Annotated in this window: 15 protein-coding genes; all 15 read left to right on the top strand. The window is 34.1% G+C overall.

The genetic code is table 11. The annotated features are described in order from the left end of the window. Positions 1-14: 14 nt before the first annotated feature. The 15 genes from purF (at position 15) to NH286_RS07525 (ending at position 13,660) form a co-directional block, all read left to right on the top strand. A complete protein-coding gene (gene purF, locus NH286_RS07595) occupies positions 15-1,442 on the top strand; it encodes an amidophosphoribosyltransferase (protein WP_106460690.1) in 1,428 nt (475 codons plus the stop codon). Further along, positions 1,426-2,430, top strand: coding sequence for a phosphoribosylformylglycinamidine cyclo-ligase (gene purM, locus NH286_RS07590; RefSeq protein WP_106460689.1), 1,005 nt, complete (start codon positions 1,426-1,428; stop codon positions 2,428-2,430). The genes purF and purM overlap by 17 nt, the downstream gene beginning before the upstream one ends. Then, on the top strand, positions 2,427-2,990 hold the full coding sequence (gene purN, locus NH286_RS07585) for a phosphoribosylglycinamide formyltransferase (RefSeq protein ID WP_106460688.1): 564 nt from the start codon (positions 2,427-2,429) through the stop codon (positions 2,988-2,990). Before purM ends, purN begins: the two co-directional genes overlap by 4 nt. Beyond that, positions 2,987-4,504 carry a bifunctional phosphoribosylaminoimidazolecarboxamide formyltransferase/IMP cyclohydrolase gene (gene purH / locus NH286_RS07580; RefSeq protein ID WP_265237999.1) on the top strand — a complete coding sequence of 506 codons (1,518 nt, stop codon included), beginning with the start codon at positions 2,987-2,989 and terminating at the stop codon, positions 4,502-4,504. Before purN ends, purH begins: the two co-directional genes overlap by 4 nt. 1 nt (position 4,505) lies before the next feature. After that, entirely contained in the window at positions 4,506-5,750 is a 1,245-nt protein-coding gene (gene purD / locus NH286_RS07575; RefSeq protein WP_106460686.1) for a phosphoribosylamine--glycine ligase, read from the top strand. Further along, positions 5,751-7,394 (top strand): formate--tetrahydrofolate ligase, encoded by a 1,644-nt coding sequence (locus NH286_RS07570; protein ID WP_265237996.1) that lies wholly within the window; start codon positions 5,751-5,753, stop codon positions 7,392-7,394. A gap of 21 nt (positions 7,395-7,415) precedes the next feature. Continuing rightward, a complete protein-coding gene (locus NH286_RS07565; protein ID WP_265237995.1) occupies positions 7,416-7,607 on the top strand; it encodes a hypothetical protein in 192 nt (63 codons plus the stop codon). A gap of 103 nt (positions 7,608-7,710) precedes the next feature. Then, on the top strand, positions 7,711-8,289 hold the full coding sequence (locus NH286_RS07560) for a hypothetical protein (RefSeq protein WP_106460683.1): 579 nt from the start codon (positions 7,711-7,713) through the stop codon (positions 8,287-8,289). A gap of 116 nt (positions 8,290-8,405) precedes the next feature. After that, positions 8,406-8,666 (top strand): hypothetical protein, encoded by a 261-nt coding sequence (locus tag NH286_RS07555; RefSeq protein ID WP_265237993.1) that lies wholly within the window; start codon positions 8,406-8,408, stop codon positions 8,664-8,666. A 239-nt stretch (positions 8,667-8,905) separates the two neighbouring features. Further along, on the top strand, positions 8,906-9,559 hold the full coding sequence (locus NH286_RS07550; protein WP_106460682.1) for a hypothetical protein: 654 nt from the start codon (positions 8,906-8,908) through the stop codon (positions 9,557-9,559). A gap of 1 nt (position 9,560) precedes the next feature. Further along, positions 9,561-10,109, top strand: a complete 549-nt coding sequence (locus NH286_RS07545; protein ID WP_106460681.1) for a DUF5067 domain-containing protein — start codon at positions 9,561-9,563, stop codon at positions 10,107-10,109. 154 nt (positions 10,110-10,263) lie between these two features. Next, positions 10,264-10,896 (top strand): hypothetical protein, encoded by a 633-nt coding sequence (locus NH286_RS07540; RefSeq protein ID WP_158698383.1) that lies wholly within the window; start codon positions 10,264-10,266, stop codon positions 10,894-10,896. 1 nt (position 10,897) lies between these two features. Next, positions 10,898-11,632 (top strand): hypothetical protein, encoded by a 735-nt coding sequence (locus tag NH286_RS07535; RefSeq protein WP_106460679.1) that lies wholly within the window; start codon positions 10,898-10,900, stop codon positions 11,630-11,632. Beyond that, positions 11,629-12,264: an ABC transporter ATP-binding protein gene (locus NH286_RS07530; RefSeq protein WP_106460678.1), complete on the top strand. Its 636-nt coding sequence runs from the start codon at positions 11,629-11,631 to the stop codon at positions 12,262-12,264. The genes NH286_RS07535 and NH286_RS07530 overlap by 4 nt, the downstream gene beginning before the upstream one ends. Positions 12,265-13,072: 808 nt before the next feature. Beyond that, a complete protein-coding gene (locus NH286_RS07525) occupies positions 13,073-13,660 on the top strand; it encodes a hypothetical protein (protein WP_106460677.1) in 588 nt (195 codons plus the stop codon). The last annotated feature ends 196 nt before the right edge of the window (positions 13,661-13,856 follow it).

Genomic DNA, 13,856 nt, shown 5'->3' with positions numbered 1-13,856 from the left:
ATTAAGGAGTAAGGATGTTTGGAATTTGGAATATAGAAAAGGCCCCTAGCGTTGCCTTTTATGCCCTCCATGCCCTCCAACACAGGGGACAACAGGGAGCAGGAATTGTCTCAACAGAAAGAACTAGGCTTAGGGGCTACAGGAATGTTGGCCTCTTGGCAGCTGTATTTAAGGATAATGGAAAATTAGAAAAAATAGATGGTACTTCCGCCTTGGGTGCTCTTTGGTACTCAAGCGGTAATTCCACAAACGTTCAAAATATAGAACCACTTTTGTATAAATTTAACGATGGCCACCTAGGCATAGCCATGAATGGTAACCTAAATAACGCGAGGATGTTAAGGGCTAAGCTAGAAGATGAGGGAGCAGTTTTCCACTCAGCAAGCCATGCTGAAATAATCATGCATTTAATTAGACGATCTAGAAAAGATAGTATTGAAGAAAGATTCAAGGAAGCTTTAAATAAGCTTAGGGGATCATTTTCAGTCATGCTTCTAACCCAAGATGCCCTTTATGGTGCGGTAGATAGGCATGCAACCAGGCCCTTAGTTCTTGGTAGACTCAATGATTCTTATACAATCGCCTCTGAGTCTTGTGCTCTAAATGTAATTGGGGCAGAATTTCTAAAGGATATTTCTGCAGGAGAGTTTATAAAAATAGATGATAATGGATATGAGATTGGAAGCTTTTGTGAGGCTTCAAATATTGCCATCGAATCTATGGAATTTATTTATTTTGCAAGACCAGACTCAACTATACTTGGCAAAAACGTCCACATAGTTAGGAAAAATACTGGCAGGGTTTTGGCAAGAGAATTTCCTGTTGATGCTGACATAGTAGTCGGTGTACCAAATTCTTCCCTATCCCTTGCGACAGGTTATGCAGAAGAAATCGGCCTACCTTATGAGATGGGACTTATTAAGAACCAGTACATAGGAAGGACCTTCATCGAACCTAGTCAAAATCTCAGGGACATAGCTGTGAAGATGAAATTATCAGCCCTTTCTGACGTTGTTAGAAATAAGAGGGTAATCCTTCTAGATGATTCAATAGTAAGGGGCACTACCTCAAAGAGAATCATTTCCATGCTCAAAAAAGCTGGGGCAAGTGAGGTTCACTTAAGGATAGGTTCACCAGAAATTGTCTTTCCTTCTTATTCAGGAATTGATATGAAAACCTCCGAGGAACTAATCGCAGCCAACCTTACAAAAGAGCAAGTAAGGGATTTGATAGGGGCAGATAGTTTGGAATTTATATCTGTAGAAGGATTAAAGGAAGCTGTTGGTTTTGACTTTGATACTCCTAATAAGGGAATCTCCCTTGATATTTTTACAGGTGCTTATGTAGAGGGTCTTGGAAATTATAAGGAAGAATTTGAAGCTGAACTTACAGACATACAAAAAGAATACTTAAAAAGGGGAGCAAATGAGCGAGAAATATAAGGCGGCAGGGGTTAGCCTAAATGCCGGCTATGAATCAGTTGAAAGAATAAAAAAACACGTAGAATCAACCAAAAACAAGGGCATGATGGATATGATTGGTAGTTTTGGTGGCGCCTTTGACCTAGGTGCTTACGGTTTCAAAAATCCAGTCCTTGTCAGTGGTACAGATGGTGTAGGAACTAAGCTAAAACTTGCCTTTGATATGGATAAACACGATACAATCGGTATAGATGCAGTAGCTATGTGTGTAAATGACATCCTTGCCCAAGGTGCAATTCCACTTTTCTTCTTAGACTACATTGCCTGTGGCAAAAATGACCCAGCTCAAATCGAAGCAATAGTTAAGGGTGTGGCAGATGGTTGTAGACAAGCGGGAGCGGCCCTTGTAGGTGGAGAAACTGCAGAAATGCCAGGCTTTTATAAGGAAGGTGAATATGATATAGCAGGTTTTGCAGTGGGTGCAGCTGAAAAGGAAGATTTAATCAATGCTCAAAATACCAAGGCTGGCCAGGCAGTAATTGGCATTCCTTCATCAGGTTTCCATTCTAATGGTTTTTCTTTAATAAGAAAAGTTTTAAGTGATGAAAATATAAGCCTAGATGATGAATTTAATGGAGAAACTCTTGGAGAGGCTCTCCTAAGACCAACAAGGATCTATGCCAAGGAAGTAAGAAGCTTATTAGAAAATGTGAAAGTTTCTGGCATTTCCCATATCACAGGTGGAGGTTTTATAGAAAATCTTCCAAGAGCCCTTAAAAAAGGCCTAGGTATGAAAATTTATAGGGATTCCTATGAGATTCCAGAAATTTTCAAATTTATTGAAGAAAAGGGTCAAATCGACCACGATGAGATGTATCAAGTTTTTAACATGGGTGTAGGCCTTGCAGTAATTGTAGATGATGCTGATAAAGACAAGGTCCTTGACCTAATTGATGATGCCTTTATCCTAGGTGTGGTCACAGATGAGGAAGGGATAGTCCTTCTATGAAAAAAATAGGAATCTTTGCTTCAGGCACTGGTACAAATTTTGAAGCCTTAGCAAGTTCAGATGAAATAAAAAGTCTTGCTGATATAAAAATTATGGTTTGTGATAATCCAGGTGCTAGAGTTATAAAAAGAGCAGAAGATAAAAATATAGAATGCTTCGTTTTTAATCCAAAAGAATATGAAAACAAAGCGGCCTATGAAAAAGAAATTTTAGAAAAAATAAAAGAGCTGGATTACATCTTTCTAGCTGGTTATATGAGGATTCTTTCTAAAGATTTTCTTGAAGCTTATAAGGGTAAGGTCATAAATATCCACCCTTCACTTCTTCCTAAATACAAGGGAATAGAATCAATTAAGAGAGCCTATGAAGCAAAGGAAGAATACATTGGAGTTACCATCCATTATGTAAATGAAGAAATAGACGGTGGAGAAATCCTAGCCCAAGATAAGTTTAAGGTTGACTATAGTAAGAGTCTAGATGAAATAGAAAGCCAGGTGCATGATATAGAGCATAGGCTTTATATAAAGACAGCAGCAGAAATCCTAAAGGGGGAAAAATGAAAAGAGCTTTAATAAGCGTAAGTGATAAGACAGGAGTGGCAGATTTTGCTAAGGGCCTTGTAGCAAATGGTTTTGAAATAATCTCTACTGGTGGAACTTTAAACCACCTAAGAGAGGCAGGAGTAGATTGCATTTCTATAGAAGACTACACTGGTTTTCCAGAAATTTTAGAAGGCAGGGTTAAGACCCTCCACCCAAAAGTTCACGGAGGACTTCTTTCAAAAAGAGATAATGAGGGCCATGTATCAGAGCTTAAGGCTAATGACATCTCATACATTGACCTAGTTTGTGTCAACCTCTATCCTTTTGAAGAAACCCTAGCCAAAGATGGTGTGACCCATGAGGAAATTATCGAAAATATAGATATCGGTGGTCCTTCTATGCTTAGGTCTGCTGCCAAAAATTATAAATTTGTGACAGTTGTAACTGAGAAAGAAGATTATCCAAAAATCATTAAAGAATTAGAAGAAAATGGCGAGACAAGCCTTGAAACAAGACAAAGACTAGCAGGAAAAGTTTTTAACAAAACAGCCCAATACGATGGCCTAATAGCTTCTTATTTTAATTCTATTAATGGCGAGAATGAAAAATTAACCCTAACTTACACTCTAGAAGATGAGCTAAGATATGGGGAAAACCCACACCAAAAGGCTGCCTTTTATGTATCAGATGAGGAAGTTTCTTATTCCCTAAAGGATTGCGTCCAATTACATGGCAAAAAGATGTCTTATAACAATATCCAAGATGCCTCAGCAGCCCTTGATATTTTACAAGAATTTGATGAAACAGTCTGTGTTGGTCTAAAACACATGAACCCATGTGGAGTTGCCACAGGTAAAACTGTATATGAAGCTTGGATGCGTGCCTTTGAGGCAGATCCAGTTTCAATCTTTGGCGGCATAGTAGCAATTAATGGAACAATCGACAAGCAAACTGCAGAAAAAATGCACGAAATCTTCCTAGAAATAATCCTTGCCTACGATTATGAAGATGAGGCTCTAGAGATTCTAGAAAAGAAGAAAAACGTAAGAATCTATAAGATTCCAAAGAAAACTAATAAAAATCCTAAATTAATAAAATCTGTAAGGGGTGGAATTCTTGTTCAAGACTATGATGATTCTGTTTATGACAAGCTTGAAACAGTTACAGAAACAAAGGTCAGCCAAGAGGACCTAAAAGACTTAGAATTTGCCTATAAGATTGTAAAACACGTAAAATCAAATGCTATCCTACTTGCCAAAGACGGTCAGACAGTAGGTGTTGGCGCAGGTCAAATGAACAGGGTCGGTGCAGCTGAAATTGCCTTCAAACAAGCAGGTGACAAGGCTAAGGGATGTGTCCTTGCTTCAGATGCTTTCTTCCCATTCAGGGACAGTGTTGATGAGGCTGCTAAACACGATATAAAAGCCATCATCCAACCAGGTGGTTCAATTCGTGACCAGGAATCAATCGACGCTTGTAATGAAAACGGCATATCCATGGTATTTACTGGCATGCGTCACTTTAAACATTAATATGGCAAGAGTACTAGTATTGGGAAATGGCGGTAGGGAAGCTGCCATTTCTTACAAATTATATAAGGAAGGCCATGAAATTTTTATGGTCGGTGAAAACCCAGGTGTTGCTGAATTTGGGAAGTGTGTTGATTTAAAAAATGATCAAATAGCAAGCTTTTGTAAAAGAGAAAATATCGACTTAGTATTTGTAGGCCCAGAAGCCTATCTTGTAGATGGGATTGTAGATATTTTAGAAAAAGAAAATATCAGAGTCTTTGGGCCAAACAAGAAAGCGGCTATCTTGGAAGGATCCAAGTCCTTTGCCAAGGATCTTATGAAAAGATATGGAATCCCAACTGCAGCCTATGAAATTTTTACATCTTATGAAAAGGCTCTAGCTTATATCAAAAATTCTAGCTTTCCACTTGTAATTAAAGCTGATGGCCTAGCTGCCGGCAAGGGTGTAATAATAGCTGAAAACTATGATATGGCCAAAGATGCCCTTAAAGAAATCATGGTCAATCAAAAATTTGCCGAGGCTGGAAATGAAGTTGTAATTGAAGAATTCCTTGAAGGTGAGGAATTTTCCCTCCTAGCCTTTGTATCTGGCGAAAAGGTCGTGCCAATGAAGATTGTCCAAGACCACAAGAGGGCCTTTGATGGCGATAAGGGGCCAAATACTGGCGGCATGGGCGTCTATATGCCTATTAAACACATAAATCAGGCTGACATAGACGAGGCCATGGAAAAAATCCTAAGGCCAACTGCCAAGGCTATGATCAAGGAAAAAAGGGAATTTAAGGGTATATTATTTGCAGGTCTTATGAAAACCAAAGACGGAATTAAGACTATAGAATATAATGTTAGATTTGGCGATCCAGAAACAGAAATCCTGCTTTTGGCTATGAAATCAAACCTTTATGATATAGCAGAGAAGGTGATTGATGGCAAGGATTTTGAAGTGGAATTTGATGATGCTGCCTATATTGGAGTAGTCATGGCATCAAAGGGCTATCCAGAAAGCTATGCAAAGGGATTTGAAATTAAGGGCCTAGAAAAGGTAGATTCTCATGTATTTCATATGGGAACGAAGGCCGAAGATGGAAAAATTCTCACAAATGGTGGAAGGGTCCTAATAGTATGTTCTAAGGCAGACAATTTGAGCCAGGCTTACAAGAAAGCCTATGAAGATATAGAAAAAATAGAGTGTGACAACCTATTTTTCAGAAAGGACATAGGTCATATGTCCCTAGAGGAGGTATAAATGAAGACAGATTATGAGATATCGCTCGCGGCAAAGAAAGAAAAAATCGAAGATGTTGCAGGGAAAATAAATATTTCTGAAGAAAATTTAATCAAATATGGCCAGTACAAGGCAAAAATTAGAAAGCCAGATTTTGATAAGCTATCAGAAAATTTAGTTTTAGTCACATCTATCAACCCTACATCAAGCGGTGAGGGTAAGTCAACTGTAACAGTTGGGCTTTCTGATGGCCTAAACAAAATCGGAAAGAAATCAACAGTTGCATTAAGAGAGCCATCATTTGGCCCAGTTCTTGGCAGAAAGGGCGGGGCTACAGGTGGTGGTTTTGCTCAGGTTGTCCCAATGGAGGAGATAAATCTTCACTTTAATGGAGACTTCCACGCTATCACATCAGCCCACAACGCAATCATGGCCCTAATTAATAACCACATCTTCCAGAGAAATGAGCTTAAATTTAAGGAAGTTTTATTCAACTATGTCATGGACATGAACGAAAGGGCCCTTAGAAGAATTAAAATCAATGCCAATGGCAAGGACGAAAGAGATTCTTCGTTTGATATCACAGTTGCAAGTGAGATTATGGCTATTTTATGCCTAGCAGAAGATTTAGAAGATCTAAGAAATAGAATTGCTGATATAATGATTGGTTATAACGAAGATGATGAGCCGATTTTTGTAAGAGATTTAAAAATCCAAGGTGTAATTACAGCCATACTTAAGGATGCTATAAATCCAAACCTTGTCCAAACTTTAGAAAATAACCCAGCTATCATCCACGGCGGTCCTTTTGCAAATATTGCCCACGGTTGTAACTCAGTTATAGCTACAAAAACAGCCCTTAAATACTCTGATTATGTAATAACAGAAGCAGGTTTCGGTGCAGATTTAGGTGCGGAGAAATTTTTAGACATCAAATGTAGGGCATCAGGCCTAAGACCAAAGGCAGCTGTAGTAGTTGCAACAATCAAGGCTTTAAAACTTCACGGTGGAGTTGATGAAGCAAACTTAACAGAAGAAAATCTTGATGCCCTAAAAGAAGGGGTTAAAAACCTTGAAAAGCACGTAGAAAACATGAGAAAGTACAACTTACCAGTAATAGTTGCCCTTAATGAATTTGTTACAGATACGGAAGCTGAAATTAAATTTATGGAAGAATGGGCAAAAGACTTTGGCGTAGAATTTTCCCTAACCCAAGTATGGGCCAAGGGCGGTGAAGGTGCGATTGACCTTGCTAATAAACTTGTAAAATTAGTTGAAGAAAATAGCGAAGAAGTAAAACTTCTCTATCCAGATGACCTATCTACAGAAGAAAAAATCAATACAATCGCCAAAGAAATCTACGGGGCAGCTAAGGTTAATTTCACAGATGAAGCAAGGGCGGTCCTTGATAAAATCGACCAACTTGGTTATAGAAATTTCCCGGTTTGTATGGCCAAAACTCCAGCATCCCTAACAGATGATGGCAAAATTAAGGGTAGACCAGAGGGCTTTGAAATCACAGTTTCTGACATCAAAATTAAGACAGGATCAAGGTTTATAGTTGCCTACTTAAATAAGGTCCTAACCATGCCAGGCCTTCCAAAACATCCAAATGCTCTTGATATAGACGTTGACGAAAATGATAATATTATAAACTTATTCTAGAAAATACAAAAAGGATTGAAGTTGAAAGATAAAATCATCAAAATCAAGGAAAATTTAACCTATTATATAAAATCTTTGTCCTTTACAAGCTCATATATAGACGAGAAAAAAATGTATAAGAGCACAGATTGGGAAAAAGAAGTTAAAATCTTGCCCTTAGGTGCCAAGGTTTTAATGGTCCTTTTAATCATCTTCTTATTAATGATTTTATAAAAATTTACAAGCGGCTCCTGCCGCTTTTTTTGAATTATTTAGGAAATCCTTTTTTTAAAAAAATTTTGGGTATTATATAAGTAACAAGATAAAGGAGGATGAGATGAAAAAGTTTTTACTGATATGGGCCTTAGCCCTTGCTATTACAGGCTGCAATAAGGAAGCTAATCTAGAAGAAGGTGCAAAAATAAGCCAGACTAAGACTGATGTGGATGCGCTAGAATATGTTGGCGAAGAAAAGAAATTAGACTTTGCCTATAACACATATTCCCTAAAAGGACTTGATACAGAAAAACTAGAAATGAACTTATTTGCTATAAAAGACGGGGAAGTTTCTAACTTTGTAGATGGACCATTAAGTGATGCTAAAGAAAATTCTTTGCTTGGTATTGGTTTTAATGAAAATTCCTATATCGACCTTTGGATAGAAGGAGATAAAGTTACTTATAATACAAGTTATAAGTCAGATTCCGCTATGGACAAGGACTATTTTAACAAGACTTATTGGCTAGACCAAGCTGATATAAAAGATAAGGAATCAAATATTGTCTTTGTCGGTATGTCCAAGGATGATAAGGATATTGATATAAAAAATATAACAAAAGAAGACCTTAAAAAAATGACTGAAGAAGATAAGGAACTAAAAATTTTAGCCTTTGAGCTAATTCTAGATAAAAGATAAAGAGTTACGTTGACTAAATATACTATGTAAAACAGGAAAATGTTTGCGTTAAATTTTAAAAAAAGTATAATATTTGTAATTAAGGAAATTAAATAGGAAAGGATGGAGGGAAAGATATGAAAAAATCAAAATATAAAGTTTTAGCACTCACATTACTTTTAATAGGAATTCCAGCACTAGGAAATGTTTATGCTACAGATGAAAATCATGAAGATTGGTCTTTTTCATTCCAGTTAGGTAGGGCTGATTTTACTCAGTATACATCCAGTCGCCCAAAATTAGAAAAAACTCCAATCTACTGTGAAATAAAGAGGATAAATGTAAGTAAGGCACTAAAATTAGCAGCAGTAAGAGGGGATACAAGCGAGTCAACGTAAACTCCTATTACTTATGTTACAAAACCAGGCATATATTACCTACGTAGCAATATTAGAGAAGACTACGAAAAATGGAAAACACCTTCATCTGCAAGGATCAGAGGACAAAAATATCATACTTTTGGTACAGCTGATGCTAGTGGTTTTTGGTCGCCAGACTCTTATTAGAGAATTTATATAAAAAACCTTTCCTATTTATTTCCTTATATATTTTTATAGTAATTAGATTCGAGGAAAATATGAAAAAAATCACTTATATAGTAATGTTATTTTTTATTTCAGTATCTCTCACATCTTGTGTCAAGAATGATGACCTAAGTCAATTTAGGGAAGAAGTATTAGCGGATAGAGGATCAGGAGAAAAAGAAATTTTAGATAAATTAGCTAATAATATCGACTATGGATTTTACGAATATGCTACTTATAGACTTAGTGATGGTAAGCTACTTTTTAAATATATTTATGGGCATACTGATGATATCGATATTACAATTGATAATTCTGGCATAATAAGCTTAAAGAAAAAGGATAGGCTAACCTATATCAACCCAGAGAATAATAAGTATTGTAGCATGATAGGTGCAGTTGCTGGAAATAATATAGAAAATGAAGATAATGTAAATTATTTTTATCAAAATCTATATCACAAAGGTAGTTTTGATTTATTTACTAAAGATGACCATATATTTATAAATTTTAGTGATGGTACTTACAAGATTTATGATAAGAATAATTTATATTTAATTGAATCTAAGTATCTAAGTAAAGGAAATGAAGTGGTTACAAAACTTGAACATCATTCAAATAATGTAGATGAAGTATATGATAAATACATAAATTCTCTAAATAATATGGAAGAGGTAAGCAACTTAGATGAGTTAAGGGATAATTGAGATGTTTAAAAAAAGTCAAAAGATACTATGTATAGTAGCATTATTTATCTGTGCATTATTTATAATAAATAAAAATAGAAAATATCCTAGTAAAGATATAATAGACACATATTCTCGTGATAAATTGGTTGAATTAGGGGATTTTTCTATTAAGCTTGAAGACTCGTTTTTATACAAGAAAGGTATAGATGGTTATCCTGTAGTAGGGGTAAATTTTATTATAAAAAACAACTCTAAAGAGATATTAGACTTGTCAGATTTATATTATAAGTTGGTTCTTTATGACAAATTTGATAACTCTTATATGCAAAATATGGATTTTAATAATGGAGAAAGCATATATAATCCAATTTATAAAGACAAAGACTTCTTAATTAATCCTAATGCTACTAAAGATTTTATCTTTTATTATTATTTGAGTAAAGAAATTTCAAACACTAATAAATTTCTATATATTGACAATAGTTTATATGAGAACGAATTTAAAAGCTACCTTGATGAGGGAGTGCTGTATTATAAGGTTTTGGATGTGGGGTCTTTTCATGAGTGACTTTTTTAAAATTAAAATTTTTAGAAAAAAGAATATTATGTTTATGTTGTTTGTAATAATTTTTATAAATTTCTTAAATTTTTATTTTTCAAATAACCAGGTAACCTACTTGAACGTAAATCCACTCCAGTCATGCTGGAATATGAATTTATTGATGACAGGAACGTTTACCATGGCTGGCCTTATATATTCATTTTTAGCATTTATAATGGCGAGTTTGCCGTTAAGTAATTCTTTAGTAGAAGATAGGAACTGTGGTATACTAGATCAGATTGCAATAAGAATGCCGATAAAGACCTATATTGTGAAAACTTACATCTATAATTTTTTAGCTGGAGGCTTGTTTGTTATAATGCCATTAGTTATAAATATAGTATTATGGATGCTTGTTAGACCAATGTTTGCAATGAACTATATTAGTGCTGGGCTTGCTAATTTTATATTCTTATCTGATTTGTTTGTAAAATCACCCTTACTATTTCATCTCATACACTTATTTATAGTCTTTATAGGTGGCGGATTAATTGCGTCATTTTCATTGTATTTAAATACTAAGTTTAACAATAAGTACATAGGATTTTTGTTAGTGTTAGTAATTGACTTGTTGGCATCTTTAATATTTTATTTTGTATCCATAGTATTAAACAAAGATATTGTATTAGTAAGTTTAAGATCTTTATTAGTCGAGATGTCTTTTTCTAACCCTCTGATAAGCTTAATATATTTACTCACAATATTATTAATTCCTATCTACTACTTGTATAAGTTAGCAAAAAGGAGATATTAGAGTGAACCTACTAATGAGAGATTTTAAATATCAACTTAATAAATTTAAGTATTGTAATTTTATCATTTTTATAATATCTTTGATAATAATTGTATTATCATTAAGTTATAAAAATCAAAGCATTATAAATTATATTTTTAACTTTGTCTTAATAGATGCTGGTATCATAAGTGATTTTGAAGATTTTTTTATTCCGATTTTTTGGATTTTCATGCATATTCTAAGCCCTTTTATCTTAATAATAATATTTAATAAAGATCACTTTGTAAACGGAGAGCAAGTTATGATTAAAGCAAAAACTAAGCGAAAATATTTTTTTTCAAAATGTATAGCAAGTAGTATTAATATAATAATCTTTATAGGTATTTTTCTTTTTTCTATATTTATTGCCCAATTAATCTTTTATGAATTTGATCATAGTACTAAATATTTCTTAATCATAGGTTTTACTATGCTTATTGAAAATATATTATTAACGTGGATGGGGATAATTATAATTTTATATTCAAATACATATATAGCTATTTTATGTATTTTAGTTAATTTAATCTTATCAATCCTTACAAACATACACTTATTTATAGGTCAACAAAGCCTAGTATATAAGCAAAATGAATTTGGTGGGATTTTTACTTTTAAAGAAAATTTTTTATTGTTATTTTTATATACAATAATATTCATAATAGTGGCTTATATATTTTTCGCTAGATATGATTTTTATGGAGTTGAAAAATGATCAAAATCAAAAATGTAACAAAGAAAATTGATGGTCAAATAGTTCTTGATAAGATAAATCTAACTATATTAGATGGAAAAATATATGGATTTGTTGGACATAATGGTTCTGGTAAAACCATGCTTTTTAGAGCAATTTGTGGCCTGATAGGTGTAGATGAAGGAATAATAGAAGCTTATGGTAAGGTCGTAAACTCAAATAATTTGCTAGATAAGGTAGGTCTTTTGCTAGAAAATCCATCTTTTATAGGTGATTTATCTGCTATTGATAATTTAAAATTAATTGCCTCGATAAATAAAGTGGCTGATGAAGGAGATATTAATAATGTTTTGAAAAAGGTAAGTTTATACGATCAAAAAGACAAAAATTTTGAAAAATTCTCATTAGGTATGAAGCAGAGACTTGCAATTGCAAATGTTATACTGGAAAAACCTCAGATACTAATATTCGATGAACCTACAAATGCTATAGATGAGCAGGGAATAATAGCCTTGAAGGAAATAATAATGGAAAATAAAAAGAGTAATAAAATAATTCTTTTAGCAAGCCATGAGGAGGCTTTTATAGATCAACTTGCAGATGTTAAAATACTAATGAAGGCTGGAAAGATAATTGATGAGTATGACTTATAGTTTCAGATACAAATATCTATATTGACAATATTTAATAAAATAATGCGAAAATAAAAAAGTGTAAATAAAAAATATTCAGGAATGATTTTAGAAATTAGTCTTGAAGATAGTGAGAAATAGCATTTTAGAATCTAATGTCATAATTTAAGCGGCCTCGGCCGTTTTTTTCTTGTATGACGGGCATGTTCTAATGCTGGGGTGAAATTCCCTACAGAGCGTAGTTACCGACGAATCTAATAGCGACTTGCAAGTTTTAGATGGCGACATCTAGGAGAGAAGAACGGGTAGCGAAATCGTGGCTTGACGAACAGGAACAGAATATGAGGCGTAACAGGTGGGAAAGCTAGCAAGAGATAGCAAAGACCCAAAAGGGTAACCGTAAACCCAAAGCGTAAATTCTGCAAGTAAACGATGAAAGTATTAGGGCTTATCCCGTGAGGTCTCAATATCGAGCTAGTAGTAATAACGAATAGTGAGAAGTCAGCAGAATCCATAGTAGTGAGGAAGTTTCTGTAATGGAAATGGAGCGAAGGGAGGAACAATATTCATTGTAATATTTGAAAAGGATAAACTATGACTTGATGGAATACAAGGAATGACGTATTTATTCTTCAAGGTTCGGATAAAAAAAGAATAAAGTTAAATAGTTTCATCAGAAATAAATAATATAACACAAGAGAATATTGAACCGCCGTATGCCGAACGGCACGTACGGGTGGTGTGAAAGGGGCTAGATCTTAGCCCCTATTCGATTGCAAAGTTTAATATTTTGTGATATTATAAAATTAACAAAGTAAAGGAGTGCGTTATGAAAAAGAAAAGCCTAATTTTATGTATTTTCTTAATGCTAATATTAGCTTCCTGCAAAATTGCGAATACCAAAAAAGACCAGGTAGAGATCGTAAAGGAAGATTTTGAACTTGACCTAAGGGATGGTTTTGATGGCGGCGATGTGGTTGATTTTGGAGCCAATGTTTATTCATTTAAGGGAGATAAGGATGCAAAGCTTCGTCTAAAGCTAATAAATTATGATAAGGGAAATGAAGATGATATTTTTGATATTGAACTTCCAAAGATAGATGAGGGTGAAAAGCTAGGGGTCGATATCACTTCTAATAAGCTAAATCTTTATGCAATATCAGATAAAAAAATCTCTTTAATATCAGGAGCATACTTTGGAGATAGGATTTTCATAGATAAAAGAACAAATGCTTACACTTGGACTGATGGAGGAGTTCTTAAGGCGGATGAGCCTTTGAGCATATTTGAATCTTATTCAACCTATTCAAAAGATCTAACTGTTTCAAGTCAGTGGAAGGAAGAAATAAAATCTGGACTTAAAAAAGACTTATCAGGTTTGGTTTTAGAAGTTGAACTAGAAAGTGATGAAAAATAGCGGTAGATAAATATAGCAGAAAAATATTTAGCGCTTGACTCGTATTGGATTTTGAGAGTTCAAAAATGTATTATTTGAGACTGTGTAAAATTTTGTGTATAGAGACCTCCTGATTAGGGTAAGAAAAAACTAATCAGGAGGATTTTTAATGCCAAGAAAAAGAACAGAAACAAAAAGAAGCAAAATAGCAAAAATG

It is taken from the genome of Anaerococcus sp. NML200574 (genome assembly GCF_026131665.1).
GTDB lineage: Bacteria > Bacillota > Clostridia > Tissierellales > Peptoniphilaceae > Anaerococcus > Anaerococcus kampingae.
Note: the sequence above shows the minus strand (reverse complement) of the source record. Positions and strands in the feature narration are given on the sequence as shown.

Bases quoted from the DNA above. Each gene is read 5' to 3' on its own strand.
- purF (WP_106460690.1), top strand. From the start codon at position 15: ATGTTTGGAATTTGGAATATAGAAAAGGCCCCTAGCGTTGCCTTTTAT.
- purM (WP_106460689.1), top strand. From the start codon at position 1,426: ATGAGCGAGAAATATAAGGCGGCAGGGGTTAGCCTAAATGCCGGCTAT.
- purN (WP_106460688.1), top strand. From the start codon at position 2,427: ATGAAAAAAATAGGAATCTTTGCTTCAGGCACTGGTACAAATTTTGAA.
- purH (WP_265237999.1), top strand. From the start codon at position 2,987: ATGAAAAGAGCTTTAATAAGCGTAAGTGATAAGACAGGAGTGGCAGAT.
- purD (WP_106460686.1), top strand. From the start codon at position 4,506: ATGGCAAGAGTACTAGTATTGGGAAATGGCGGTAGGGAAGCTGCCATT.
- NH286_RS07570 (WP_265237996.1), top strand. From the start codon at position 5,751: ATGAAGACAGATTATGAGATATCGCTCGCGGCAAAGAAAGAAAAAATC.
- NH286_RS07560 (WP_106460683.1), top strand. From the start codon at position 7,711: ATGAAAAAGTTTTTACTGATATGGGCCTTAGCCCTTGCTATTACAGGC.
- NH286_RS07555 (WP_265237993.1), top strand. From the start codon at position 8,406: ATGAAAAAATCAAAATATAAAGTTTTAGCACTCACATTACTTTTAATA.
- NH286_RS07550 (WP_106460682.1), top strand. From the start codon at position 8,906: ATGAAAAAAATCACTTATATAGTAATGTTATTTTTTATTTCAGTATCT.
- NH286_RS07545 (WP_106460681.1), top strand. From the start codon at position 9,561: ATGTTTAAAAAAAGTCAAAAGATACTATGTATAGTAGCATTATTTATC.
- NH286_RS07540 (WP_158698383.1), top strand. From the start codon at position 10,264: ATGACAGGAACGTTTACCATGGCTGGCCTTATATATTCATTTTTAGCA.
- NH286_RS07530 (WP_106460678.1), top strand. From the start codon at position 11,629: ATGATCAAAATCAAAAATGTAACAAAGAAAATTGATGGTCAAATAGTT.
- NH286_RS07525 (WP_106460677.1), top strand. From the start codon at position 13,073: ATGAAAAAGAAAAGCCTAATTTTATGTATTTTCTTAATGCTAATATTA.